Consider the following 25,536-nt stretch of genomic DNA (forward strand, 5'->3'; position numbering starts at 1 on the left):
ATGTTACAACCTAAACGTACTAAATTCCGTAAAGTGCAAAAAGGCCGTAACACTGGTCTAGCACATCGCGGTAGCTCAGTATCTTTTGGTACTATTGCACTTAAATCAGTTGAACGTGGTCAAATGACAGCACGTCAAATTGAAGCAGCGCGTCGTACAATCAGCCGTCGTATTAAACGTGGTGGTAAGATCTTTATCCGTGTTTTCCCAGACAAACCAATTACTGAAAAACCATTAGAAGTTCGTATGGGTAAAGGTAAAGGTTCTGTGGAATACTGGGTTTGCCAAATCAAACCAGGTAAAGTCTTGTACGAAATTGATGGTGTTAACGAAGAACTTGCTCGCGAAGCGTTTACGCTTGCTGCTGCAAAACTTCCGTTTAAAACCACTATCGTGACTCGGACGGTAATGTAATGAAAACTAATGATCTACGTGAAAAGTCGGTAGAAGAGTTGACAGCTTTGCTTGATGAGCAACAGCTTAACCAATTCCGTCTTCGTATGGCGAAAGCAACTGGTCAATTGGGTAAATCGCACGAAGTTGCGCTTACTCGTAAGACAATTGCTCGTATTAAGACCCTCCTTACCGAAAAACAGGGGAACGGACAATGAGTGAACAAACAGTTCGCACGTTAACCGGTAAAGTAGTTAGCGACAAGATGGACAAGTCTATCGTTGTTCTTATCGAACGCCGCGTTCAACACCCGTTGTATGGCAAATTAATCCGCCGTTCAACTAAATTACACGCTCATGATGAAAACAATGTTGCTAAAGTTGGCGACGTAGTAAGCATCAAAGAAAGCCGCCCAATGTCTAAAACTAAGTCTTGGACTTTAGTTGAAGTTGTTGAAGCTGCTGCTGAGTAATTAAACGTTCTTGCATCATCGGTCAATTTCGAGTACTCTTTGAGCCTTTCGAAATTGCGACCGGTGATGCTCGGTTTTGGAGTAGGGCAATGATTCAAACCGAAAGTATGCTCGACGTAGCAGACAACAGTGGTGCTCGCCGCGTACAATGTATTAAAGTACTTGGTGGTTCACATCGTCGTTATGCTTCTGTTGGCGACATTATTAAAGTTACTGTAAAAGAAGCTATTCCACGCGCACGTGTTAAAAAAGGTGACGTGATGAATGCTGTAGTTGTACGTACAAAATTCGGCATCCGTCGTGCAGATGGTTCAGTTATTCGTTTCGACGATAACGCAGCTGTTATTTTGAACAACAACAAAGCGCCGATTGCAACTCGTATTTTCGGACCAGTGACTCGTGAACTTCGTACTGAACAGTTCATGAAAATTATTTCATTGGCTCCTGAAGTTCTATAAGAGGCACTCATGGCTAAGATTAAAAAGGGCGATCAAGTAATTGTGATCGCAGGTAAAGAAAAAGGCAAACAAGGTACTGTTTTGTCTGTTTCAAATGACCGTGTTAAGGTTGAAGGCCTTAACTTGGTAACGAAGCATCAAAAGCCTAACCGAGCTACTGGCGCTGAAGGCGGCATCGTAACTCAAGAAGCTGAGCTTCATATCTCTAACGTGGCAATTTTTAATGCTACAACCCAAAAGGCTGACCGTGTTGGTTACCAAGTGATTGAAGGCGTGAAAACTCGCGTATTCAAATCTAATGGTGAATCAGTGGCGGTAGCGAAGTAATAGGTTGACTAGGCAATGGCCAGACTTAAAACGCGTTACAACGACGAACTTAAGGCTCAATTAAAAGAAACATTGGGCGTTAAGAATGTGATGGATATCCCTCGCATTACAAAAATTACCATCAACATGGGTGTTGGTGCTGCATCAGCTGACAAGAAATTGTTAGATGGCGCTCTTTCTGATATGCAAGCAATTGCTGGTCAAAAACCAGTACTTACTTTAGCTCGTAAATCTATCGCTGGTTTCAAAATCCGTGATGGTTGGCCGATCGGCTGTAAAGTTACTTTACGTGGCGAACGTATGTACGAATTCTTAGACCGTTTGATCTCTATCGCGATCCCTCGTATCCGTGACTTCCGTGGTTTCTCTGCGAAATCATTTGATGGTCGTGGTAACTACTCAATGGGTCTTAAGGAACAAATCATGTTCCCTGAAATCGATTTTGATAAGATTGATCGTATTCGTGGTATGGACATTACCATCACTACGACTGCTCGCACCGATGACGAAGGCCGTGCGCTTATGCGTGCATTCGGCTTCCCGTTCAAATAAGAGGTCGATATGGCTAAGAAAGGTATGATTAATCGCGAATTGAAACGCGAAGCTACTGTTGCTAAATACGCTGCGAAACGTGCTGAATTAAAAGCAATTATCGCAAACGTAAATGCATCAGACGAAGAACGTTTCGAAGCGATGATGAAATTTCAAGCATTACCACGTAATGCGTCTCCAGTACGTCTACGTAACCGTTGTGGTTTAACTGGTCGTCCTCATGGTTACTTCCGTAAGTTCGGTTTAAGCCGTAACAAATTACGTGAAACAGTAATGCAAGGTGATGTACCGGGCGTTGTTAAGGCAAGCTGGTAAGGAGCACTATAAATGAGTATGCAAGATACCGTTGCCGACATGCTAACACGTGTTCGTAACGCACAAATGGCAAAGAAACAAACTGTTTCTATGCCAAACTCAAAGTTGAAAGTTGCGATTGCTAACGTACTTCAACAAGAAGGTTATATCGCTGATGTAGCTGTTGCTGATAATGAAGGCAAAGCGACTTTAACGATTACTTTAAAATATTTCGAAGGCAAACCAGTTATCGATACTGTGAAACGCGTAAGCCGTCCTGGTCTACGTCAATATCGCGGTAAAGATGCACTTCCTAGCGTTAAGCAAGGTTTAGGTATTGCAATTGTTTCTACAAGCAAAGGCATCATGACTGATCGCGCTGCACGTGCTGCAGGTATCGGTGGTGAAGTTATTGCTTTTGTTTCTTAATAGGTGATTCCTCATGTCTCGTGTGGCTAAAGCCCCAGTAACTGTACCTAACGGTGTTACAGTTACTCAGAACGGCCGGCAGGTCGAAGTGAAAGGCAGCAAAGGTACATTGTCTTTCAACCTGCATGCGCTGGTCGAGCTAAAACAGGAAGACGGTACTCTAGTTATTGCTCCTAAAGCTGAATCTAAAGATGCTTGGATGCAGGCTGGTACTGCTCGCGCTGTGCTTAACAATCTTGTAAAAGGTGTTAACGAAGGTTTCGAACGTAAGTTACAGCTTATCGGTGTTGGTTATAAAGCTGCGGTTAAAGGTAATATTGTTAACCTTAACCTTGGTTTCTCTCACCCGATCGACTACAACCTTCCTGAAGGTGTAACTGCAGAAACTCCTACTGCAACTGAAATTGTACTTAAATCAGCTGATAAAGCTAAATTAGGTCAAGTTGCTGCAGAAATCCGTGGTTACCGTCCGCCAGAGCCTTATAAAGGTAAAGGTGTTCGTTATTCTGACGAAGTTGTACTTCGTAAAGAAGCTAAGAAGAAATAAGGCGCGAGGTTCTTATGAACGAAAAGAAACAATCCCGTTTGCGTCGTGCGAAAAGCACACGCTTGCACATCCGTGCATTGGGTGCGACTCGTTTGTGTGTAAACCGCACTCCGCGTCACATCTATGCTCAAGTTATCTCTGCAGATGGTGGCAAAGTATTAGCGCAAGCTTCTACTTTAGACGCTACTCTACGTGCTGGTACTACTGGTAACGTTGAATCGGCTCAGAAAGTTGGTGCTTTAATTGCAGAACGTGCTAAAGCGGCTGGTGTAACTAAAGTTGCATTTGACCGTTCTGGTTTCAAATATCATGGTCGTATCAAAGCCTTGGCTGATGCTGCTCGTGAAAACGGCTTGGAGTTCTAATCATGGCTAAAGTTGAACAAAACGAAGGTCTTGTTGAAAAGCTGGTTGCCGTTGATCGTGTAGCCAAAGTTGTTAAGGGTGGTCGTATCTTCTCTTTCACAGCATTAACTGTTGTGGGTGATGGTAATGGTCGCGTAGGTTTTGGTCGTGGTAAAGCACGTGAAGTTCCAGCTGCTATTTCTAAAGCACTTGAAGCTGCTCGTCGCAACATGATTACTGTTGACCTTGTTGACGGTACTGTTCAGCACCCTATCAATGCTCGTCACGGTGCAAGCCGCGTTTACATGCAACCTGCTTCTGAAGGTACTGGTGTAATTGCTGGTGGCGCTATGCGTGCAGTTTTAGAAGCTGTAGGTGTACGTAACGTATTAACTAAGTGTTATGGTTCTACTAACGCTGCTAACGTAGTAAACGCAACTTTTAACGGTTTGCGTGATATGACTTCTCCTGAGAAAGTTGCTGCGAAACGTGGTTTATCAGTAGCACAAATTCAAGGGTAATCAATCATGAAAACGATTAAAGTTACCCAGACTAAATCTTCATCGCATCGCTTGAAAAATCACAAGCTTAGCCTTAAAGGTTTAGGTCTGCGTCGTATTGGTCATACAGTTGAAGTGCAAGATACGCCTTCTAACCGTGGTATGATCAACCAAGTTTACTATATGGTTAGTGTAGAGGAATAAGCCATGACTCTGCGTTTAAATACAATTGCACCTGCAGAAGGTGCTAAGCGTGACAACCTACGTTTAGGCCGTGGTATCGGTTCTGGCGTTGGTAAGACTGGTGGCCGTGGTGTCAAAGGTCAAAACTCACGTAAGAGCGGTGGTACACGTCCTGGTTTCGAAGGTGGTCAAACTGCGTTATATCGTCGTTTACCTAAATTCGGTTTCACTAGCCAAATGGCTTTGAAAACTGCTGAAGTACGTTTATCAGAACTCGCTAAAGTTGAAGGCGACATCGTGTCTCTTGAAACTTTAAAAGCTGCTAACGTTGTGCGTAAAGATATGTTACGTGCACGTATCGTACTTTCTGGTGAAATTACTCGTGCGTTCACTGTTCAAGGTGTTGCATTGACTAAAGGCGCTAAAGCTGCTGTTGAAGCTGCTGGCGGTAAAGTCGAGGAGTAATCCCCAGTGTCTATGACTCCTAGTTCGACAGGTCATGTTAACATGATGAAAGGCCAGCCTTTTCATGTGAAATATCGTGAAATTATCCGCCGTATGATGTTCCTCATCGGGGCGTTGTTGGTTTTTCGACTGGGAGCACATATTCCAGTACCGGGCATTAACAATGCCGCACTAGAGAATCTGTTTAATGCAAACCAAGGTACGATCCTTGGTTTGTTTAACATGTTCTCAGGTGGTGCATTAGAGCGTATGTCAATTCTTGCTCTTGGGATTATGCCGTATATCTCTGCATCGATTATTGTGCAGTTAATGTCTACGGTTGTTCCTTCGCTGGAAGCTTTAAAGAAAGAAGGCGAACAAGGTAAGCGTAAGATCAATCAATATACGCGACAAGGCACATTGTTTCTTGCACTTGTGCAAGCTGTTGGGATGTGTGCAGGTCTGATTAGTCAAAATATTACTTTGACTAGTGGACTTGCTTTTTACGTTCCTGCTGTAACTTCTTTAGTTGCAGGTACAATGTTCCTGATGTGGTTAGGTGAGCAAATTACAGAGCGTGGAGTAGGGAATGGTATTTCCATGATCATCTTCGCTGGTATTGTTGCTGGTTTGCCGAACTTGGTTCTGCAATCTTTAACCTCAGTAGATAATGGCCAATCAAGTTTAATTGGTCTTGCAATTTTTGCATTGCTGTCTGTTGCAGTGTTAGCAGCAATTGTGTTTATTGAGAAGGCGCAGCGTCGTATTCCGGTAAACTATGCTCAAAAACAACAAGGTCGTCGTGTATTTACTGCCCAGCAAACACATTTGCCATTAAAAATTAATATGGCGGGTGTGATTCCTGCAATTTTTGCTAGTTCATTGCTATTGTTCCCAGCGAGCTTAGGGCAATGGGTAGGCAGCGCAGATCCAAATGCTGGCGTGATTAAACGTGGCCTACAAGATTTGGCACTCGTATTGTCGCCGGGTCAACCGATGTATTTGGTGCTATTTGGCGCATTAATTATCTTCTTCTGTTACTTCTATACTGCGCTAGTATTTAGCCCGAAAGAAGTGTCAGAGAATTTAAAACGTAGTGGTGCTTATGTACCGGGTATTCGTCCTGGTGAGCAAACTGCACGCTATTTAGATCATATTTTGAATCGTTTGACTTTTATTGGCGCGGTTTATATCACAATCATCTGTTTAATGCCGATGATTCTACAAAGTTCATTTGGTATTCCATTTAGCTTAGGTGGTACGTCTTTACTGATCGTAGTGGTGGTGGTGATGGACTTTATGGCTCAGCTTCAAGCTCATCTCACATCGCATCAATATGACAATCAATCGTTAATGCGTAAAACGACTGCTCATCCGAAAGGATAAGCGCACTTAGAGGTTTCATTATGAAAGTTCAAGCTTCTGTAAAGAAAATTTGTGGTAGCTGTAAAGTTATCCGTCGTAATGGGGTTATTCGCGTAATTTGCAGCGCAGAACCTCGTCATAAGCAGCGTCAAGGTTAATCTGATCAAGACCTGTTGATTTCAGTAGGCTAATTAGGTTATTATCCGCCCCTCAAAGATTTTGTCGGGCGGTTGATTATCTTAACTGCCTTTTTGGAGAAAATTGAATGGCTCGTATTGCCGGTGTAAACATTCCGGATAACAAGCATGCTGTTATCTCTCTAACGTACATTTTTGGTATTGGTCGCCACACTGCAAAAGCTATCTTAGCTGCTGCTGGTATTGCACCAACAACTAAAATTCGTGAATTAGATGACGCTCAGCTTGATGCGATTCGTGCAGAAGTTACTAAGGTTCCTACCGAAGGTGATTTACGTCGCGAAATTTCCATGAACATTAAACGTTTAATGGATTTAGGCTGCTACCGCGGTCTTCGTCATCGTCGCAGCTTGCCTGTCCGTGGTCAACGCACCAAAACTAACGCACGTACCCGTAAAGGTCCGCGCAAACCTATTAAGAAATAAGATTTCTGGAAGCTAAAAGATGGCTAAAGATACTCGCACACGCAAGAAGGTCACTCGTACCGTCTCTGAAGGTGTTGCACACATTCACGCTTCTTTTAATAACACCATTGTGACTATTACCGATCGTCAAGGTAATGCACTGGCTTGGGCTACCTCTGGTGGACAAGGCTTCCGTGGATCACGTAAATCAACTCCGTTTGCTGCTCAGGTAGCTGCTGAGGTTGCTGGTAAAGCTGCTTTAGATTACGGTTTGAAAAACTTGGACGTCCTTGTAAAAGGTCCTGGTCCAGGTCGTGAATCTGCGGTTCGTGCTTTAGGTGCAGTGGGTTATAAAATTAACAGCATTACCGATGTGACGCCAATCCCGCACAACGGTTGCCGTCCACCTAAAAAACGTCGCGTGTAAGGAGAAACATTCATGGCTCGTTATATTGGTCCAAAATGCAAACTCTCTCGCCGCGAAGGGACAGACCTGCAATTAAAATCTGGCGTTAAACCATTTGACGTCAAAACAAAAAAAGCTGCTAAAGCACCTGGCCAACATGGTGGCGCTCGTGGCGGCAAACAATCTGAGTACTCACTACAATTACGTGAAAAACAAAAAGTACGTCGTATGTACGGTGTTTTAGAGCGTCAATTTAGTAACTACTACAAAGAAGCTGCTCGTGTTAAAGGCGCAACAGGTGAAAACTTGTTGAAACTTCTTGAAAGCCGTCTAGATAACGTTGTTTATCGCATGGGTTTTGGTTCTACACGTGCAGAAGCTCGTCAGCTTGTATCTCACCGTTCAATCACTTTAAATGGTCGTCGTGTTAACATCGCGTCTATCCAAGTTAAAGCTGGTGACGTTGTTGCGGTTCACGAAGGTGCTAAACAACAATTGCGTATTAAAAACGCAGTTGAGTTAGCGACTCAACGTGGCATTCCATCTTGGATTGAAATTGATCATTCTAAATTGGAAGGTACATTCAAAGCTGCACCAGATCGCTCTGATTTACCTGCTGAAATCAACGAAAGCTTGATTGTAGAATTGTATTCTAAATAATCCTTGAGGTAGCAATAATGACGCGTACTGCAAATGAGTTTCTAACTCCGCAAGCGATTAAGGTCGAAGCGGCAAGCGGGACCTCGGCAAAAGTTATTCTAGAACCATTAGAGCGTGGCTTTGGTCATACTCTTGGTAATGCTTTACGTCGTATCCTTTTGTCTTCTTTACCTGGCGCAGCCGTGGTTGAAGTAGAGATTGAAGGTGTCGAGCACGAGTACAGTACTTTGGAAGGCTTGCAGCAGGACATCGTCGAGCTCTTGCTGAACCTAAAAGGATTGTCTATTAAGCTGTTCGATCAAAATGAAGCTTATCTGACATTGGAAAAACAAGGTCCTGGCGACGTTACAGCCGCTGACCTTCGTTTACCACACAATGTTGAAGTGGTTAACCCTGAACATTTGATCGGTACTTTAAGTGCTTCTGGCTCATTAAAAATGCGCCTGAAAGTTTCTCAAGGTCGTGGTTATGAGACTTCTGATTCACGCTTCCCTGAGGGCGAAACTCGCCCAGTGGGTCGTTTGCAATTAGATGCTTCTTACAGCCCAATCAAACGTGTGTCTTACACAGTGGAAAACGCTCGTGTAGAACAACGTACTGATCTTGATAAACTGATCATTGATCTTGAAACCAACGGTACTGTTGATCCTGAAGAAGCAATCCGCAAAGCGGCAACAATCTTGCAACAACAAATTGCAATTTTTGTTGATCTTCAGAAAGATCAAGCACCAGTTGCTCAAGAGCCTCGTGAAGAAGTTGATCCGATTTTGCTTCGTCCAGTAGATGATCTAGAGCTTACTGTTCGTTCTGCTAACTGTTTGAAAGCAGAAAATATTTACTACATTGGCGATCTTGTTCAACGTACTGAAGTTGAGTTGCTAAAAACTCCTAACCTAGGTAAAAAATCGTTGACTGAGATTAAAGATGTTCTGGCATCGAAAGGCTTGCAATTGGGCATGCGTTTAGAGAACTGGCCACCGGCTAGCCTCCGCATGGACGATCGCTTTGCTTATCGTAGTCGTTAATTAAGTAGGACTATCACCATGCGTCATCGTAATAGTGGTGTGAAATTAGGCCGTACAAGCAGTCATCGTAAAGCGATGTTCCAAAACATGGCTAATTCTTTGTTCGAACACGAGTTAATTAAAACTACTGTTCCTAAAGCAAAAGAATTGCGTCGTGTTGCTGAGCCTTTAATCACTTTAGCTAAAGTCGATTCTGTAGCAAACCGCCGTTTAGCGTTTGCTCGTACTCGTTCAGCTGCAACTGTTGGTAAATTATTTACCGTTCTTGGCCCTCGTTACAAAGAACGTAACGGCGGTTATCTACGTGTTCTTAAAGCGGGCTTCCGTGCAGGTGATGCTGCACCGATGGCTTACGTTGAGCTAGTAGATCGCGAAGTTAACTAATTTCGTGAAGAGCAGCGTACGTTGTTCTAAAAAAGGTCGGTTTTTAACCGACCTTTTTTAATGCCTGCAGTTTTGTGGTGGCTATATATTGTTAGACAATAATTCAATTTGTCCTTAAAAGATAAAAATAAAACGCCTTTTGCTTAAACTTGACATTGTGCATTGTCAAAAATGTGATTTAATAAATATAAATCTAAGATAGGTTAAAAGAACAACATGGAAAAACAAGTTGATATTCTCATTGTAGGTGCAGGGATCTCCGGTGTAGGTTTGGCTGCTCATCTTTCAAAAAATTGTCCTAATCGTTCATTTGAAATTATTGAACGTCGTGAAAGTTTTGGTGGTACATGGGACCTTTTTAAATATCCGGGTATTCGGTCTGATTCGGACATGTCAACTTTTGGCTTTAATTTTAAGCCGTGGAAAAAATCTAGTGTGCTTGCAGACGGGCCTTCGATCAAAGGCTATCTTTCTGAAGTAATTGACGAATATAAGATTAAAGAAAAAATTCATTTTCTGCACCGTGTTGTGAGTGCGAACTACGATTCACAAACTCGTAAATGGTCTGTTGTTATTGAAGATGCGAAGAAGAAACAACAAACCTGGGTTGCAAATTTCGTCTTTGGCTGTACGGGTTATTATAATTATGACCAAGGGTTCCAACCTGAGTTTAAAGGGCAGGAAAACTTTAAAGGTACCTTCATTCATCCACAACATTGGCCTGAAAATTTTAATTATACAGGCAAAAAAGTGGTGATTATTGGCAGTGGAGCAACAGCGATTACCTTGGTCCCTGCCATGGCAAAAGGAGGTGCAGCTCATGTAACAATGTTACAGCGCTCTCCAACTTATATTGCCTCAGTACCTTCTATTGACATCATTTATGACAAGATGCGTAAAGTATTACCTGAAGATGTTGCTTATAAACTTACCCGTGCACGGAATATCGGTGTACAGCGGGCTGTTTATGCTGTTGCACAAAAGCAACCTAAATTACTCCGTAAGTTTTTATTAAAATCAATTGAGTTGCAATTGAAAGGTAAAGTGGATATGAAGCACTTTACCCCAGATTATAATCCTTGGGATCAGCGGCTTTGTGTGGTGCCAGATGGTGATTTGTTTAAAATTTTACGTGAAGGCCGTGCATCTGTTGAAACCGATCAAATTGAAAGTTTTACTGAAAATGGCATTCAATTGAAATCAGGTAAACATCTTGATGCAGATGTAGTAATTTCTGCTACAGGTCTCAACATTCAAATTTTAGGCGGGATCAGTGCCACAATTGATGGAGAACCACTGAATACCTCTAAACATATGTTATATCGTGGTGTTATGGTCAGTGATGTACCAAATATGGCGATGATTATTGGCTATATTAATGCTTCATGGACATTAAAAGTTGATATCGCTTCTGAATACATCTGTAAATTGATTAACTATATGGATCAAAATGGTTACAACCAAGTGATTCCTCAAGGTGATGCGACCGAGTTGTTAGAAGATACGGTGATGGGCAGTTTGACCTCAGGCTATATTGCACGTGCAGCAGATGTGATGCCAAAACAGGGTAAACATGCACCGTGGAAAGTCAGCAATAACTATTTGGCAGATCGTAAAGAATTAAAGCATGCTTCATTTGAAGATGGAGTGCTGAAATTTGAAAAAAAGTCAGATCAAGTGGCGGCTAAACCAAGATTAGTTTCTTAAGGCAGTTATAGAAAAAGGAGCATCATGCTCCTTTTTTTTTGCTTTAGATGAGTGACTTTAGGGTTTTATTTGATGCGCTTTATTTGTTGAAAAATATATCATGTTGAAAATAAGGAAAAGCACACAGGGTTAATGTGAATATTCAAGAACATTCAGAATTTATAAATTAAATGATTATGAGCTATATACCAAAGCTTGGCAGCCTGAAACAGCAGAAAAAGATGTAACTTTGGCCCCGATTATATTGATGCATGATTCACTGGGGAGTTTGGATTTGTGGCGTGATTTTCCTGCGCAATTGGCTTCTGCGTCTGGCAGAAAGGTCATTGCTTATGATCGGTTGAGTTTTGGTCGTTCGTCAGCAAATCCTGATGTATTAAGTACTGATTTTGTCTATGCCGAAGCACAGCAGGGCTTTAAGGCGCTACTTCAACATTATTCCATTCAACAGTTTATCGTGATGGGACATAGTGTCGGTGGGGGAATGTCTGTCGTGATTGCCAGTGAATATACTGAACAATGTCGAGGTCTGATCTCCATAGCAGCACAGTATGAAGTGGAAGAACTGACATTATCGGGTATACGTGAAGCCAAAATAGGGTTTGCGCAGCTGGGACAACTTGAACGCTTGGCTAAATATCATGGGGATAAAGCCCAATGGGTTTTGGATGCTTGGACTGAAACTTGGCTCTCACCGAGTTTTCGTCAATGGAACCTCGAGCAATATGTTGGAAAAGTACAGTATCCAAGCTTGATCATCCATGGAGAACTGGATGAATACGGGACTACAGCACAAGCTCAGAAACTTTTTTCGAGTATACAAGGTGATGCTGAACTAGAGATTTTGGAAGGGCTTCATCACATGCCGCATAAAGAGCAACCCGCATTGGTCACTGCACTGATCTGTGATTTTGTGAATGATTTAAGTTGATATCGAAAGAATGAAAAAAGCCCATCAGATGATGGGCTTTGTTGTTATAAAGAGCGGGAAATCAGCTCTTTCATAATTTCATTGGTACCTGCATAAATACGATTGGCTCGATTGTCGATATAAGCCCGTGCAATTGGATATTCAAGCATATAGCCATATCCACCATGCAACTGCAGACATTCATCCACGACTTTGGAAAACATTTCTGAAATTTTGTATTTAGCAGCCGCAGCAGCGTCAATACCGAGCTGTTCCTCAAGTTGTAGTTCCATACAGCGATCTAAATAAGCTCGACAAAAATCGATTTCAGTACGTAGTTCTGCCAATTTAAAACGGGTGTTTTGGAAACTTGATACCGTTTTGCCAAAGGCCTTACGCTCTTTGGTGTATTGAACAGTGTGAGCAAAGGCTGCTTCTGCACCGGCTTGGCAAATAATCGCGACCAACATACGTTCCCAAGCCAGCTCCTTCATCAGCATCATAAAGCCCATACCTTGCATGCCGAGTAAGTTGCTTTTAGGGACGCGGACATTGTCAAAGAACAGTTCACAGGTATCCTGACCTTTCATGCCAATTTTGTTTAAAGGTTTGCCTTTACTAAAACCGACGCGATCTGCCTCGACGATAATTAACGATAAATTGGCTGAACCTTTTTCACTATTGCCTGTCTTGCAGACCACAATCGCCATGTCACATAAATAGCCATTGGTGATAAAAATTTTTGACCCATTAATAATATAGTCATCACCATCTTCTGTAGCAGTTGTGCGTACGGCTTGTAGGTCTGAACCTGTGCCCGGTTCGGTCATTGCAATGGCAGTCACGGTTTCGCCAGATGCCATTTTCGGCAGCCAATGCAGCTTTTGTTCTTCATTGCCAAAGTTATGAATATAATTGGCCACGATGTCGGAATGCAGTGAAAAGCCAGTAGAGGAGTCCATGGCATAGGCCTGCTCTTCAATCAGAATCATGCTATAGAGTCGGTCTACACCATAGCCGCCATAAGCTTCGGGCATGGTCGGGCAAAGCAAGCCCATGGCACCGGCTTTATTCCATAAGTCACGGTCAACATGTTGTTGTTTTTCATATTTTTCGATATTGGGCACAACTTCTTTTTCATAAAATTTTCGTACTGTTTCACGAAATGTATCATGTTCTGCATTAAATAATTGACGTGGCAGCATGTTGTTGAGTGGGCGAATCGCTCCAGATTGCATTTTGAATATCCTATTCATTTTTATGGCTTTGTCTCAACTTATAAGATGCAGCGAGTGACTGCAATGTGCAGAACATTCAAAAGCAGGAAATGCGATGAAGCATTCGGTCAATCTGTGAAAACACTCCACTTCAATGGGGTGGATGAGTTACACTAGACGGGTTCAAAGATTGGGGAAGACAATGACTGATGAAATCAGCTTAGAAGAGCGTAAAGTGATCTACCGTGCACGTCGTGGTTTAAAAGAGATTGATGTTTATTTTGATCCCTACGTCAAAAATTACTATTTACAAGCCGATGCAGCTGAAAAAGACATGTTTGCAGAACTCGTTGCTGCAGAAGATCCAGATTTGTTGGATTGGTTTATGGAAGTTAGTGAACCGCCACGTCCTGAATTAAAAACGTTTATTCAAAAATTAAAACATTACGTTCATGGATAATCGGCAATTCAAACTGAAACGCAGTTTTTTATCGCATGCGTTTCAGTTTTTTATTTTTGCGGTATTGATGACGCTGCTTTATCAGTTACTAACGCCCATGCTTTGGGGGATATTTTTTCTCATCGGGCTAGTGGTTTATGTTCTGTTTTTCCGTAAGCATTTACACGTCACCAGTCTAGAATATTTGGATGGAACTGATTGGTCTTTGCAACGACTGAACCGCCCAGTACAACGTGTTCAAATTAGCCATATTTTGGATCATCAAATGTATATTGTGGTGTACTTTATGCATGCACGTGCAAAACCGGTGATTATTTGGCGCGATCAATTGTCATTGAAACAGTGGAAATCGCTCAAAGTATTGGCCAAAATGATCTAATTGTTAGACAGCCTTATTTTTTAAAATTCAATAAAATACAAATATTTCATTATCTTATCTTGTAGGTAAAATAATCTTGTCTGACAGGATTGGATTTTATTGGCAAAATATTTAAATTGTCAGACAATTTTAAGCTGTGCGGTGATTCTCTGCCTATATATTAGCCTTACCAACAGCCGTTAAAGGAAATCATCATGATGATGCCAACTTGGATGTTTCTGGTAATAGCGATTGTGTTAGCAATTGTTATAGGACGACTAGGAACAGTGCTGAAGGAACAGTTAACTCAAAAATAAGCAGTCAAACGCTTTCACAGTTAATAAGTAGCATGTGCCGAACCGTCGCTATGCTACTTTTTTTTGCCTAAAATTTAGTCTTTCTAAAAAATCAGTCAATTGCATTCAGCGTGATTCGTGGCACAGTGTGTCGTTCAAATTAGAGCAAATACTCTTTTATTCATTTTTTGCTTCTGATATGTTTGTCGTGATGGACATAAACACAATTATAGAGGACAGGAAAATGTCGAGCGTCCAAAAAATATGCCAGGGTGTGGCAGTTGTAGCAATAACAAGTACATTATTCGCGGGTTGTTCGCAGGTTGTAAAAACCGGTGCTAATGTTGCACTCGGATTTACCGAAAAACATATTGTGCCACCAATTTTAGCCATGGAAGATGCTGAAATGGTGTGTAATTCAGGTAATTCATTAACCCCAGCCATTATGGCCACTAAAGATATGGGCGCAGACCCAACACGTGTGGCAGTGTTGATGTATTCAGCAGCAGGAATATGTGCAGAACAAAAAGCCTTAGATGCAGAGTTACGCTATTTACGTGCATCTAAAGCCAACCAAGTGACAGAAGCACAAGATGCCCGTGTTGAGCAAAAGCGTTGGGCGGCACTTGCGGCACAGCGTCAATATACTGGCTATCAATTATTTCAAGATCGTTTTGAAAAGAAGTATAAGAAAAGTCTAGGTGAAGGCTGTCCAAAAATGAACAGCGACATTGACCAAACAGTGTATATGTTGGGAATGTTAAGTGGCTTACAGGCCATGACCAATGATATTAACTCAGGTGGGGCGGTAAACGTTCCGAAAGACATTGCTGCGATTGTTGAACGCGGTATGGTGTGTCTGAATAATGAAAAATTCTGGGGCGCACCAAATGCAACCCGCGCTGTGATCTGGACGTTATTGCCGGGTGCAGGAGATGGAAAACCTGATCCATACCAAACCTTAAAACAATCCGCGCAAATTGGTGAGCAAAAAGGCGTAAGACTGTCACATGCGTTATATGCGGTTGCTGCACAAGCCAGTGGCGATGATACGAAAATTCGTGATGCCTTACGTACCTTTGCACAGGCACGTAGCGATGAAAAACCTGTTAACCCGCAATTTAAGCTCATCGATAGTATGGCTGAAAGCATGGTGAAAGGGATTTCAGATCGCTATTGGACTGAACATACAGGCGTTCGTACCGGCGATGATGGTATGGAACATTTCTGGGATGAAAGTGCCAATAGTTCAGAACTCGATGATTTGTTTAGTGGCGATGCTGAAAGCAGTGGTGCTACAGAAACGAGTGGCGCTGCAACAAATTAATAAAGCATGTAGTCCAAATGTTAGGTACAGGAGGAGCGAAAATGAAAACACAATTTTTAATTCCGAAAATTGTCTTTCTTGCTGTATTCGTTTCGATCTGTGCCTCGCTACAGGTATTTAAAGACTATTTTATCTACTGGCAAGATGATTTATTTCATGACTTTTGGCGCTTATGGACGGCCCATTGGGTTCATGTCGGTTGGATTCATTTTGCTTTAAATATGTTGGCCTTTATCTGCTTACCGTTTATTTTTCCAAGAGTTTCAATATGGCACTTTGTTGCCATCTTATTGATTTTATCCCCTTTAATCAGTCTAAGTTTCTATTTTTTCCTTCCCGATATTGAAGCCTATGCAGGATTATCTGGTGTCTTGCATGGCGCTTATGTTGCAGTCGCTTGCGTACATTTAATGTATAAACGGGAGCGAAATTTTGCAGCCTTTGTCCTCTTGCTGATTTTGGCAAAATTGGTGTGGGAAAATACCGTAGGGAATACCGGAACGGCAGAATTAATAGGAAGCCCCGTTTTAGTCGAAGCCCATTTATTGGGGGTGATTTGGGGCATTGTCATCGCCGTGTTTTATCTTATTGGTAATTATTTCTGGGATCGCTAACGCACTTTAGGTGATTGGGTTGACAAAAAAAACCGAAAAGAAAATACATATTGTCATTTTAATGTTTTGAATATTGATGCAAATTTAAACGTAATAATAAAACAGTTAGGTCAGGGAAAGGAACTTCTCGAGCCGATAAGGAAAAGGATGCTTAGCCCCGCTAGGCTCCAAAATAAAAAATAGGAAGACTCATGCAAAATGATACACAAAACAGATCCGGCATCGTCGGGCTGTTAAGGTATGTCTGGACAGAATGGATTTCGACTCTAGTCGTGTTGATCTTGCTTCTGCTTACATTGATTATCGGGACAGGGGAGATGATTCATGGTCAGCTTCTGCGTACTGGTGAGCGTTTGTATGGTAATGAAAGCATTGGGATGCAGTATTCATTTTTACGTGCAGAACCGACCAAGCCAGATTGTGACCGCCACCCAGATGTAGAAAAAATGGTGCAAACGCAAATGAAAGCCAATGCAGCTGACGAATTTGCTGACATTTTTGGTACAGCATCTGAATCCGATGTACGTGCATCGGTCATGGCAGGTGTACAGCAATGTGAAGAAAAATTCCAATTTTATGACAAAGCAAAAGCTTATTTAGATGAGCATCCAAGTATTCGTACTTATCGTGCGATTGAGACGACATTCTTTGGCATCTTTAAATTTGGTTCTGAAAACCGTGTATTGATTCTTTTATTGATGGTCTTGGTATCTGCCATTACCGCTTCAGTGAAGTTCCATCATATTGGTCTACGTGCGCCAACTACACGCTTGGATTATAAAGTTTATGCTTTATTCATGGCGATTGGTAATGGTCTATTAACTTTCTCGGTGTATAGCCAATTTAATTCAGTCCTGAATTCTGGGGTGAAATCGACCACGGAAACCTTGGCGGTATATTGGTTGTGGCTAGCCCTGTTTGGTATTGTCACCTTCATCAGTATTTATCAGTTCTTTAAACCACCTGCGGCGAAAGAGCCGGGTCCGGGGAATATTGGTTTTGCGCTATTGAGTGTACCGCTGTATGCCTTTATGGCGATTATTACGGGTGTGGCGTTTACCTTCTTTATGGACTATCCAATGGGTCAGGGGATTTACCTTGGGCAATTGGTCGAGTTCTCTGGGATTTTCCTAAACCTTGCACTGTTTATTTGGGCCGGAATGTTATTGACCCAAACGCGCGTAATGGATTTGTTCTTGGGGATTTTACGTCCATGGAACTTAGCACCTGAGACCTTGACGTGGTTAATTCTGATTGCCGCGGCGATTCCAACCGCTTATACCGGTGCTTCGGGGATCTTTGTTGTAGCAGCAGGTGCAATTATTTATAAAGAAGTGTGGAACTCCGGCTCTCGTCGTCAGTTTGCACTGGCTGTATCGGCAATGTCAGGTTCCTTAGGTGTGGTCATTCGTCCGTGTCTATTGATTATCTTGATTTCGATGCTTGATAGCCGCCATGTCACCTCAGATGAGCTATTTGATCACGGTATCTATGTGTTCTGGCTCACGGCATTCTTGTTCTTGGGTATTTCACTGTTCTTGGCAGAAACACGTTTCCGTGTTGCATCGCCGAAAGTGGCTATTCCGGGCATGCTGAAAGCGTTCATTCCTGTGATTCCGTATATCGTACTGACACTGCTTGTCATTGCTTTCTACAAGTACGGTTTAGATACACAAATGGATGAGTTCACCGCGCCTGTGGTTCTACCGATCATTCTGATTGTTTACATTATGTTTGACCGTTGGTTTGCAGATCGTTTTACTTCGCAAACTGTAGATGCACATGAACAACTCAGCTTACAACATGAGCAAAGTTCTGAGTTCATGCGTGAACATGGTGGACATGGGGCTAACCGTCGTGGTTTCGGTAGTTCAATTTGGTTTGCTTCTTCAGAAACGGTTGGACACATTGGCGCATTAATTATCTTAATGGCCTTGTCGGCAAGTGTCGGCGGTTTGATTGAACGGACAGAAATCGTTGAATTATTACCAACGCATTTGGGCAATATCTATATTTCATTGGCCTTTATCGCATTGTTATTGGCGATTATTGGTATGACGACAGATCCATTCGGGGCAGTAATTTTGGTTGCAGCAACGATTGCACCAGTAGCCTACGAAAATGGTATCCATCCGATTCACTTCTGGATGATCGTTTTGGTTGCCTTTGAGCTCGGTTATGTTTCGCCACCTGTAGCGCTGAATCACTTGCTGACACGACTCTCCGTCGGGGATGAAGAGGTACGGGCAGCAGATGCAGAAGCAAAAGCCCAATACACCAATTTCTATTATCGCTATGAACGTTGGATTTTACCGATCCTTGTATTGTTCCCAGCTTTGGTGATCGTGACTTATGCTCCTTATATTCTGAAACTATTTGGTTGGTACCAATAAATTCGCAGTGAGTTATAAAAAAGCACCTTCAGGTGCTTTTTTATTGAATAAGGGGCTGTGCGATTGATGGTAAATGAATGAGACGATTATGACTCTTTAAATTTATTTTGTAGGATCGGACTACAAAGCAAAATCGCTAAAAATATAAAAGCAAAGCCGAATAGGCTGTAAATGTCTGGCAATTCTTGCCACAGGGCAAAGCCCCAAATACCGGCAAAAATAATCGCTATATAGTTGACGGGGCCAATTTGACCTGCGGGTGCAAGCTTATAGGCATTGGACATAAAAATTTGACTGATATTGGCCAAAAGTCCCGCTGTAATCAGAAAAGCTAACTCCTTTAAACTATAAGGACGCCAGAGCCAGAGCATCGGGATCATCGATATGAGCGTGCCAAAAAAGCAGAAATAAAACACGATGCGTTCAGGTGGTTCAGTTGCTGTAAGGGCACGGACAGTGACAAATGCCATGGCTGCCAAGAAGCTTGCGGTTAGTCCGATGAGTGATAACTGATTGAACATTCCTGCATCGGGCTTTGCGACGAAGAGCACGCCGATTAAACCAATGACGGCGGCAATGAGCATACTCAGGGTCATTTTTTCTTTTAAAAATAACCATGCAATTAAGGGGATGAAGATCGGCGAGGAATAGGTGAAGACCATGGCATTGGAGAGTTTTAAGTGTGCGATGGCATAAAAAAAACCATACATTGCCACCAAGCCCACGATTGAACGCCAGGTATGCATCCACAGTTTTTCAGTTCTAAAAAACGTGCTGCCTTTTTGCAAAATCAGGGGTAAAAAGATCAATAAGCCAACCGCATTGCGAAAAAATACGATGGTGGCATTATCTACCGTGTGAGATGCATAGCGTATACAAACCCCCATTATGGAAAAAAGCAGCGCTGATAGCATAAGAAAGCCAATTGCTTTGGGGATATTTTGTGGTGTAGTAGTGGACATAACAAAAAGGCTAGAAAATCTGATGATATTCTAGCCTATAAGTACACATGGTGTAGCAGAAGTCGGTTATTTTGCTCGTTGTGCTAACTGTGCTTCGAGTAATTTAATTTGTTCTTCTTTCAGTTTAATCAGCTCATCTGCATCTGAATGTTGCTGTTTTAAACTTTGCTCCTGATCATTCAATTGTTGTTGAATGTCATCTAATTTGGCAATTTCTTCTTTGGCTAAAGAGGCATTTTCAGGCACAGCTGCATCTAAAATGTCTTCTTCGACCAATTTAATGGTGTCAGTCTCTGCGGTAGGGACTGATGCTTCAGTCTCAGATTGGACTGGGACTGCAACAGGCGGTTTAGCCGGTGCAGCGACCATTTCTTCTTGAAGTGCAGATTTATCTGCTGTACTGCTGCTTAACCATTGATATGCAAAAAAGATAGCAATCAATAACGTTAAGCCCCCAATGATTCCAACTAACAATTTTGGATTATGTCTTTGATCTTCTGTCATTGTTTGACCTTAATTTTTATTTAGGCTGACGTGGCTTAAATTGGATCACACCGATATCGTCTGGCACGGCAGGTTGTTCAGGTTGATCGACATTAGTCGGTCGATTTTCACTGTAACCACAATCAATGCATTCGATCCATTCGTCTTCGCCAGAGGTCAGCATGACAACCCGGTCCATCGCTTGGCATTTTGGACATTTTGCACCTGCAATGAAGCGTCGTTTAATGGTCATCATACTTACCTTGAATCTAACTAAGGTCCCTAGTTTAAGCGTTTTTAGATGCGTTCGTCCAACCTTGATGACGCAGCAAAGCATCTATTTTTGGCTCGCGTCCGCGGAAATTGATAAATGCGTCAAGTGCCGTATCTTTTCCGCCAACTGCTAGAATAAATTGTCTAAACGACTTGCCAGTCGAAGTATTAAAAATTCCTTCATTTTCGAATCGGTCGAAGGCATCACTTGCCAAAACCTCTGCCCATTTGTATGAATAATAACCAGCAGCGTAGCCACCTGCGAAGATATGACTGAAACCATGTTGGAAACGGTTGTACGAAGTGGTGGGTGCAACTGCATATTTTTGACGAATATCATCTAAGGTTTTTTGGATGCCTGTAGCGTCCAAAGCAGGGTTGGCCTTATGGATATTTAAGTCAAACATGGCAAATTCAATTTGACGTAACGTTTGCATCCCAGACTGGAAGAAACGCGCATCTTGTAATGCTTTTAGCAGATCGGCTGGTAATGTTTGTTTTGATTCGATATGTTCACTGAGCAAATCTAAACTTTCTTGATCCCAAGTCCAAAATTCCATGAATTGACTTGGTAGCTCTACTGCATCCCACGCCACGCCATGTGTACCAGCCACAGCAATATTATCGACTTCAGTGAGCATGTGATGTAAGCCATGACCAAATTCGTGGAACAGCGTCGTTACTTCATCATGGGTAAGTAAAGCAGCTTGCTCACCGACAGGTGGGGTAAAGTTGCAGACCATGTAGCAAATTGGTTTTTGCAGACCATTTTCAGTTTGCATGCGTGAACGGAAGCCGCTCATCCATGCGCCGCCACGTTTACCGCTTCGTGCATACAGGTCAAAGTAAAAACCGCCAATCACGCTGCCTTGATCTTCAAGTTCAAAGTAACGTGCATCAGGATGCCAAACAGGCGCTTCACGCTCGATTACATTGATGCCATAGAGACGATTTACAATGCTGAACAAGCCTTGAATAATTTTAGGTGCAGGGAAATAGGGCTTCAGGTCTTCTTGTGACAAATTAAACTGTTGAACTTTGAGTTTTTCTGAATAGAAAGTGGCATCCCACGGTTGTAACTCAGTGATACCGTCTTGCGCTGCAATGGCTTTCAGTTCAGCGATTTCTTTCTCTGCTGGTTCACGCGCATGTTCTGCCAATTCAATCAGGAACTGATCTACAGTTGCCACATCGGGTGCCATTTTGCTTGCTAAAGACAATTCGGCGTAATTGTTAAAACCAAGCAGGCTTGCCATTTCCTGACGTAGTTTCAAGATTTCTTCCATGACCGCTGTATTATCAAATTCAGCAGAGTCTGCCTGATCAGAAGCACGTGTGGTATAGGCTTTATAGAGTGCTTCACGCACTTCGCGGTCTTCTGCATAGGTCATAATGGCAATATAAGACGGGAAGTCGAGTGTGGCTACAGCCTGTTCGAGTTCGCGTTGCTGACCATATTGTTTCAGAAGTTCAATACTGCCTTGAGGTAGTCCTTTGAGCTGCGCTTCAGTTAAAGGTTTGAAGTAGGCTTGGGTGGCATCCAATACGTGATTGGAAAAGTCTGATGATAACTGTGAAAGTCGTGCAGATATTTCTGCATAGCGTTTTTTCGCTTCACCTTCTAAGGCTACGCCTGAAAGTTTAAAATCTCGTAACGCAAGTTTAATCGCGCTTTGCTGTGCTGCAGGAAGCGTGTCAAATACACTGTTGTCATGTACATGCTGATACGTTTGATACAACACTGTATGTTGACCTAGCTGCGTATAGTACTCACTCAGGCTGGGTAATAAAGATTGGTAGAGCTCTCGAGTTTCAGCATTATTCATCACGGCGTTCAGATGCGACAGCACGCCCCAAGCTTCACTCATATTATTTTCAAGGTCATCGACCTGTTCTAAAGTATTCAGTTGTTTTTGTACCGAATCTGGAACAACCGTCAGTTCATTTAGAAATTGTTGACCGTGTTGAATCGCATTTTGAATTTTTTCTTTGAGTTGATCTAAAGTGATTTGATCAAATTGAGGAACGGGCAAAGTTGCCTTTTCTAAAGTCATATTTTCTACTTCATATAAATCCTGAGTTATTTATAGATGTAGGGTTTGTTGCAGGTTAAATCAAGGTTTATATTTTTATTCTTTATTATGAAATAAAAAGCCTACATGTAATGCAGGCTTAATGATGAATTAACAATCAGGATCAATCACAAAATTTGTTTGATTGAATTTCTGCCACGAGCCTGTTGCCGCACCATCAACCACTAAAATAGAAATAATTCCCCAGTCGACTAAAACCCCGAGAAGGGGTGTAGGGTCAAACGTTTTTGTAGGAACGACTGTAGTCGTTTTACAGCCTGTTTTTTCAGCCTTTAAAACATAGTTTTCTTTCTTTTTAAAAGTATAAACAGCATTGTTTTTACCCATATACTATTCATTTACATAGAGTTTTGCATCGGCATCGTTACTACGAATGTTGACCGTTTGAGATGAACCATTAAACATGGTTGCACACCCTGTGCTGAATAAAATTGAACATGTTAGTAGTACAGTAAATATTGTTTTCATAATAACCGCCGTTAAAAGACGGCTAGAAGATAGTAATATTGGTTGAAATATCAAGCATTTAATTTTAATTTAAGAATCAAAAAGAGCGCCGAAGCGCTCTTTTCTTTCAACCTTAATCCGCAGCTGATTTAGCATTGGATTTTTTCTTTTTCGGTTTAGATTTTTTCTTCACTTTATCTTTAGCCTTCGCTTCAGATTTGCTTGCAGATTTTTTAGCAGGCTTTTTACCGAATGAACTGGGCTTAGATTTCGATTTTTTGCGTCGTATGGGTTGTTCTCCATCTTCAGCAGCGTTGGTTTTACGCTCTGAAAAGACTTCTTCTTTGGCTGTAGGCTTTGCAACACGAGGGGCACGCGCTCGAATAGCACGACCTGCATGGCTCAATTGTTGAATCAATTCAAAGTCGATTTTGCGCTCTTCTAGATTCACACCAGCGACTTTAATTTTCACTTCATCGCCGAGACTGAAAACTTGACCGCGAGATTGACCAATTAAGCTCTGACTTGGTTGGTCATAGACAAAGAAGTCATCACCCAATTGGCTGACGTGGATCATGCCATCAACATATAAGTCTTTGAGTGTTACAAACAGGCCAAATTCAGCAGTCGCACTGATAGTGCCGACAAACTCTTCACCCAAATGTTGCTGCATGTAATGGCACTTCAACCATGTAGTGACAGAACGTGATGCTTCATCTGCACGGCGCTCGGTCGCAGAGAAGTGTTCACCTGCATCATCCAGCGAAGCACCAGAAATTGGGTAAGGCTTTTTCTTCAATTGTGCTTTGATGGCACGGTGAAGTAACAAGTCTGGATAACGACGGATTGGAGATGTGAAATGCGTATACGCTTCATAAGCCAAGCCAAAGTGACCTGCATTGTTCGCGCCATAATAAGCTTGCATCATTGAACGGAGTAAAACGGCATGAATACTTGGAGCATCAATACGGTCTTTGGTGGCATCAATCACGGCTTGATAGTCAGCTTGAGTCGGCTGTTCAGGGAATGGCAGCCCCAATAATTTCACAAAATCACGAACCTTTTGAATGCGTGAAAACTCAGGTGGCTCATGCACACGGTACAGCATTGGAATTTCATTTTTTAATGCATATTCTGCCGCTGCGACGTTTGCCAACAACATACATTCTTCAATCAGTTTGTGTGCATCATTACGGCTGCGCGGTAGGATTTCGTTAATACCGCCTAGCTCATCAAAGGTCATATAAGTTTCAACGGTTTCAAATTCCATCGCGTGGCGTTCAGCACGTAAGCCTTTCAACACTTGATACAATTGGAATAAGGTATTGACCGATTTACGTACATCACGGTCTTCAGGAATGGCTTGACTATTACCCTCAAAATATTCGGCCACTTGAGTATAGGTCAAACGAGCTTTTGAATGCATTACACCCGGATAGAACTCAAACTTAGTGACACGACCCGCGCGAGATAAGTTTAAATCACAGACCATACATAAACGGTCTACGTGTGGGTTCAAAGAACATAAACCATTCGACAGCGCCTCAGGCAACATCGGCAATACAAAATGAGGGAAGTACACCGATGTACCGCGCTCTTGAGCTTCGTCATCCAGCGGTTTACCCGGACGTACATAATGGCTGACATCGGCAATTGCCACCACAACACGATAACCACCACCCGGACGTTTTTCCGCATACACGGCATCATCGAAGTCGCGTGCATCTTCACCATCAATGGTGACAAGTGCTAAATCACGTAAATCGACACGACCTTCACGGTCTTGTTCTGATGGTTCTTTAAAGCTGTCGGCTTCTTGTTGTACCGCTTCAGGGAATTCGTAAGGTAAACCAAACTCTAAAATGGTTTGTGGAATAATAATTTCAGTGTCTGCTTTATCAGCCATCGACTGAACAATATGACCTGTCGCAAATTCTTCTTTGGTTGGGTAGCTGTCAATCGCAATACGTACAGAGTCGCCGAGTTTGACTTTGGCATGCTCGATTAATTCTTTTTCTAAAGTAATCGGTTGGTGTGCATTGGGATTTGCCGGCTGAATAAAATATTCACCTTCATACTCAGACACTTTACCGATAATTTCTTTGACACGATGCTGTAGAACTTCAGTAATAAAGCCCCATGCTTTGCCTTTACGGTCTACCGAAGTTTGGCGGACTTTAACACGGTCACCATTAAACACCTGACGCAACTCACGTTCAGGAAGTAAAAGGTCATCTTCACCGCTAATATTGGCTGTGCCTAAACCTTTTGAGTTGATATAAACCGTTGCTTCATGAGTCGGTTGCTCAGCTGCAAGCTGGAACTTAAATCCATCTTTCATCAACTGACCATCTCGAACCATCGCAATCAGACGATGACTCAGTGCATCAATACTTTTTTGATCGGCAATTTCAAAATGTTCTACAAGATCGGCATGCGACATTGCAGTTTTCAGTTGTTCAATCGTCTCTTGAATTAGAGTACGGCTTGGAATTGGATTGTCATAACGTTCGGCTTCAGCTTTTGCTTCAGGGTCGACCCAGTTTTTCATATGTATTTGGCTTCAAATCAGAAGATTAGGATTAGCATAAGTCATGCAAGCAGATACTGCA

At 42.3% G+C, this 25,536-nt stretch carries 35 protein-coding genes; 27 read left to right on the top strand and 8 right to left on the bottom strand.

Features of this window, described 5'->3' with window-relative positions; all coding sequences use genetic code 11:
- The 22 genes from rplP to FTV50_RS10270 all read left to right on the top strand — a co-directional run bounded on the left by rplP (position 1) and on the right by FTV50_RS10270 (position 12,022).
- A complete protein-coding gene (gene rplP, locus FTV50_RS10165) occupies positions 1–414 on the top strand; it encodes a 50S ribosomal protein L16 (protein ID WP_068909575.1) in 414 nt (137 codons plus the stop codon).
- Complete coding sequence (gene rpmC, locus FTV50_RS10170; protein ID WP_005012982.1) at positions 414–611, top strand: 50S ribosomal protein L29; 198 nt, start codon at positions 414–416, stop codon at positions 609–611. Before rplP ends, rpmC begins: the two co-directional genes overlap by 1 nt.
- The gene (gene rpsQ, locus FTV50_RS10175; protein ID WP_078192456.1) at positions 608–865 is read left to right on the top strand and encodes a 30S ribosomal protein S17; all 258 of its coding nucleotides are present in this window, start codon (positions 608–610) and stop codon (positions 863–865) included. Before rpmC ends, rpsQ begins: the two co-directional genes overlap by 4 nt.
- Before the next feature lie 89 nt (positions 866–954).
- The gene (gene rplN / locus FTV50_RS10180; RefSeq protein WP_005012978.1) at positions 955–1,323 is read left to right on the top strand and encodes a 50S ribosomal protein L14; all 369 of its coding nucleotides are present in this window, start codon (positions 955–957) and stop codon (positions 1,321–1,323) included.
- A gap of 9 nt (positions 1,324–1,332) precedes the next feature.
- A complete protein-coding gene (rplX, locus tag FTV50_RS10185) occupies positions 1,333–1,650 on the top strand; it encodes a 50S ribosomal protein L24 (protein ID WP_078189274.1) in 318 nt (105 codons plus the stop codon).
- Between the two features lie 15 nt (positions 1,651–1,665).
- Entirely contained in the window at positions 1,666–2,202 is a 537-nt protein-coding gene (gene rplE / locus FTV50_RS10190) for a 50S ribosomal protein L5 (protein ID WP_067762907.1), read from the top strand.
- Positions 2,203–2,211: 9 nt separating this feature from the next.
- On the top strand, positions 2,212–2,517 hold the full coding sequence (gene rpsN / locus FTV50_RS10195; protein ID WP_067762906.1) for a 30S ribosomal protein S14: 306 nt from the start codon (positions 2,212–2,214) through the stop codon (positions 2,515–2,517).
- A 12-nt stretch (positions 2,518–2,529) separates the two neighbouring features.
- Positions 2,530–2,925 carry a 30S ribosomal protein S8 gene (rpsH, locus tag FTV50_RS10200; protein ID WP_078189273.1) on the top strand — a complete coding sequence of 132 codons (396 nt, stop codon included), beginning with the start codon at positions 2,530–2,532 and terminating at the stop codon, positions 2,923–2,925.
- 13 nt (positions 2,926–2,938) lie between these two features.
- Positions 2,939–3,472, top strand: a complete 534-nt coding sequence (gene rplF / locus FTV50_RS10205) for a 50S ribosomal protein L6 (RefSeq protein ID WP_078189272.1) — start codon at positions 2,939–2,941, stop codon at positions 3,470–3,472.
- A 14-nt stretch (positions 3,473–3,486) separates the two neighbouring features.
- The gene (gene rplR, locus FTV50_RS10210; RefSeq protein ID WP_067762903.1) at positions 3,487–3,837 is read left to right on the top strand and encodes a 50S ribosomal protein L18; all 351 of its coding nucleotides are present in this window, start codon (positions 3,487–3,489) and stop codon (positions 3,835–3,837) included.
- Positions 3,838–3,839: 2 nt separating this feature from the next.
- Positions 3,840–4,337: a 30S ribosomal protein S5 gene (rpsE, locus tag FTV50_RS10215; RefSeq protein ID WP_067762902.1), complete on the top strand. Its 498-nt coding sequence runs from the start codon at positions 3,840–3,842 to the stop codon at positions 4,335–4,337.
- Between the two features lie 6 nt (positions 4,338–4,343).
- A complete protein-coding gene (rpmD, locus tag FTV50_RS10220) occupies positions 4,344–4,520 on the top strand; it encodes a 50S ribosomal protein L30 (RefSeq protein ID WP_005012961.1) in 177 nt (58 codons plus the stop codon).
- Positions 4,521–4,523: 3 nt separating this feature from the next.
- Positions 4,524–4,964 (top strand): 50S ribosomal protein L15, encoded by a 441-nt coding sequence (rplO, locus tag FTV50_RS10225; protein ID WP_078189271.1) that lies wholly within the window; start codon positions 4,524–4,526, stop codon positions 4,962–4,964.
- 45 nt (positions 4,965–5,009) lie between these two features.
- Positions 5,010–6,329, top strand: a complete 1,320-nt coding sequence (gene secY, locus FTV50_RS10230) for a preprotein translocase subunit SecY (protein WP_171263746.1) — start codon at positions 5,010–5,012, stop codon at positions 6,327–6,329.
- Between the two features lie 20 nt (positions 6,330–6,349).
- Positions 6,350–6,466, top strand: coding sequence for a 50S ribosomal protein L36 (gene rpmJ / locus FTV50_RS10235; RefSeq protein ID WP_000867907.1), 117 nt, complete (start codon positions 6,350–6,352; stop codon positions 6,464–6,466).
- 107 nt (positions 6,467–6,573) lie between these two features.
- Positions 6,574–6,930 carry a 30S ribosomal protein S13 gene (rpsM, locus tag FTV50_RS10240; RefSeq protein WP_078189269.1) on the top strand — a complete coding sequence of 119 codons (357 nt, stop codon included), beginning with the start codon at positions 6,574–6,576 and terminating at the stop codon, positions 6,928–6,930.
- 19 nt (positions 6,931–6,949) lie between these two features.
- Complete coding sequence (gene rpsK / locus FTV50_RS10245; RefSeq protein WP_001040166.1) at positions 6,950–7,336, top strand: 30S ribosomal protein S11; 387 nt, start codon at positions 6,950–6,952, stop codon at positions 7,334–7,336.
- Between the two features lie 12 nt (positions 7,337–7,348).
- Positions 7,349–7,975 (top strand): 30S ribosomal protein S4, encoded by a 627-nt coding sequence (rpsD, locus tag FTV50_RS10250; protein ID WP_078192454.1) that lies wholly within the window; start codon positions 7,349–7,351, stop codon positions 7,973–7,975.
- 17 nt (positions 7,976–7,992) lie between these two features.
- Positions 7,993–9,000, top strand: coding sequence for a DNA-directed RNA polymerase subunit alpha (locus FTV50_RS10255; protein WP_004650465.1), 1,008 nt, complete (start codon positions 7,993–7,995; stop codon positions 8,998–9,000).
- 18 nt (positions 9,001–9,018) lie between these two features.
- Positions 9,019–9,384: a 50S ribosomal protein L17 gene (rplQ, locus tag FTV50_RS10260; protein ID WP_005012953.1), complete on the top strand. Its 366-nt coding sequence runs from the start codon at positions 9,019–9,021 to the stop codon at positions 9,382–9,384.
- A gap of 216 nt (positions 9,385–9,600) precedes the next feature.
- A complete protein-coding gene (locus FTV50_RS10265) occupies positions 9,601–11,091 on the top strand; it encodes an NAD(P)/FAD-dependent oxidoreductase (RefSeq protein WP_180024352.1) in 1,491 nt (496 codons plus the stop codon).
- A 247-nt stretch (positions 11,092–11,338) separates the two neighbouring features.
- Positions 11,339–12,022, top strand: a complete 684-nt coding sequence (locus FTV50_RS10270; protein ID WP_180024379.1) for an alpha/beta fold hydrolase — start codon at positions 11,339–11,341, stop codon at positions 12,020–12,022.
- Positions 12,023–12,066: 44 nt separating this feature from the next.
- On the opposite strand, the gene FTV50_RS10275 is transcribed toward FTV50_RS10270, so the two are convergent.
- Complete coding sequence (locus FTV50_RS10275) at positions 12,067–13,239, bottom strand: acyl-CoA dehydrogenase family protein (RefSeq protein WP_180024353.1); 1,173 nt, start codon at positions 13,237–13,239, stop codon at positions 12,067–12,069.
- Between the two features lie 181 nt (positions 13,240–13,420).
- On the opposite strand from FTV50_RS10275, the gene FTV50_RS10280 reads away from it, so the two are divergent.
- The 5 genes from FTV50_RS10280 (at position 13,421) to FTV50_RS10300 (ending at position 18,666) form a co-directional block, all read left to right on the top strand.
- The gene (locus FTV50_RS10280; protein WP_078189264.1) at positions 13,421–13,678 is read left to right on the top strand and encodes a succinate dehydrogenase assembly factor 2; all 258 of its coding nucleotides are present in this window, start codon (positions 13,421–13,423) and stop codon (positions 13,676–13,678) included.
- Positions 13,671–14,057 (top strand): hypothetical protein, encoded by a 387-nt coding sequence (locus tag FTV50_RS10285; protein ID WP_111885419.1) that lies wholly within the window; start codon positions 13,671–13,673, stop codon positions 14,055–14,057. The genes FTV50_RS10280 and FTV50_RS10285 overlap by 8 nt, the downstream gene beginning before the upstream one ends.
- Positions 14,058–14,576: 519 nt before the next feature.
- A complete protein-coding gene (locus FTV50_RS10290) occupies positions 14,577–15,659 on the top strand; it encodes a hypothetical protein (protein ID WP_180024354.1) in 1,083 nt (360 codons plus the stop codon).
- A gap of 41 nt (positions 15,660–15,700) precedes the next feature.
- Positions 15,701–16,273 (top strand): rhombosortase, encoded by a 573-nt coding sequence (gene rrtA, locus FTV50_RS10295; RefSeq protein ID WP_078192449.1) that lies wholly within the window; start codon positions 15,701–15,703, stop codon positions 16,271–16,273.
- 191 nt (positions 16,274–16,464) lie between these two features.
- On the top strand, positions 16,465–18,666 hold the full coding sequence (locus FTV50_RS10300) for a TRAP transporter large permease subunit (RefSeq protein WP_180024355.1): 2,202 nt from the start codon (positions 16,465–16,467) through the stop codon (positions 18,664–18,666).
- An 86-nt stretch (positions 18,667–18,752) separates the two neighbouring features.
- Here the strand turns inward: FTV50_RS10300 and FTV50_RS10305 are convergent, their stop codons facing one another.
- The 7 genes from FTV50_RS10305 to rnr form a co-directional block, all read right to left on the bottom strand.
- Complete coding sequence (locus tag FTV50_RS10305; protein ID WP_180024356.1) at positions 18,753–19,628, bottom strand: DMT family transporter; 876 nt, start codon at positions 19,626–19,628, stop codon at positions 18,753–18,755.
- Between the two features lie 66 nt (positions 19,629–19,694).
- A complete protein-coding gene (locus tag FTV50_RS10310) occupies positions 19,695–20,132 on the bottom strand; it encodes a hypothetical protein (RefSeq protein WP_180024357.1) in 438 nt (145 codons plus the stop codon).
- A gap of 16 nt (positions 20,133–20,148) precedes the next feature.
- The gene (locus FTV50_RS10315; protein ID WP_180024380.1) at positions 20,149–20,358 is read right to left on the bottom strand and encodes a YheV family putative zinc ribbon protein; all 210 of its coding nucleotides are present in this window, start codon (positions 20,356–20,358) and stop codon (positions 20,149–20,151) included.
- 40 nt (positions 20,359–20,398) lie between these two features.
- Positions 20,399–22,438 carry a M3 family metallopeptidase gene (locus FTV50_RS10320; protein ID WP_180024358.1) on the bottom strand — a complete coding sequence of 680 codons (2,040 nt, stop codon included), beginning with the start codon at positions 22,436–22,438 and terminating at the stop codon, positions 20,399–20,401.
- A gap of 129 nt (positions 22,439–22,567) precedes the next feature.
- Complete coding sequence (locus FTV50_RS16715) at positions 22,568–22,804, bottom strand: hypothetical protein (RefSeq protein WP_257223901.1); 237 nt, start codon at positions 22,802–22,804, stop codon at positions 22,568–22,570.
- 3 nt (positions 22,805–22,807) lie between these two features.
- Positions 22,808–22,945 (bottom strand): hypothetical protein, encoded by a 138-nt coding sequence (locus FTV50_RS16720; RefSeq protein WP_257223902.1) that lies wholly within the window; start codon positions 22,943–22,945, stop codon positions 22,808–22,810.
- Between the two features lie 112 nt (positions 22,946–23,057).
- Positions 23,058–25,475, bottom strand: a complete 2,418-nt coding sequence (gene rnr / locus FTV50_RS10330) for a ribonuclease R (RefSeq protein ID WP_180024359.1) — start codon at positions 25,473–25,475, stop codon at positions 23,058–23,060.
- Positions 25,476–25,536: the final 61 nt, after the last annotated feature.

The organism is Acinetobacter sp. YH1901134 (genome assembly GCF_013416965.1).
In the GTDB taxonomy this organism is placed as follows: Bacteria; Pseudomonadota; Gammaproteobacteria; order Pseudomonadales; family Moraxellaceae; genus Acinetobacter; species Acinetobacter amyesii.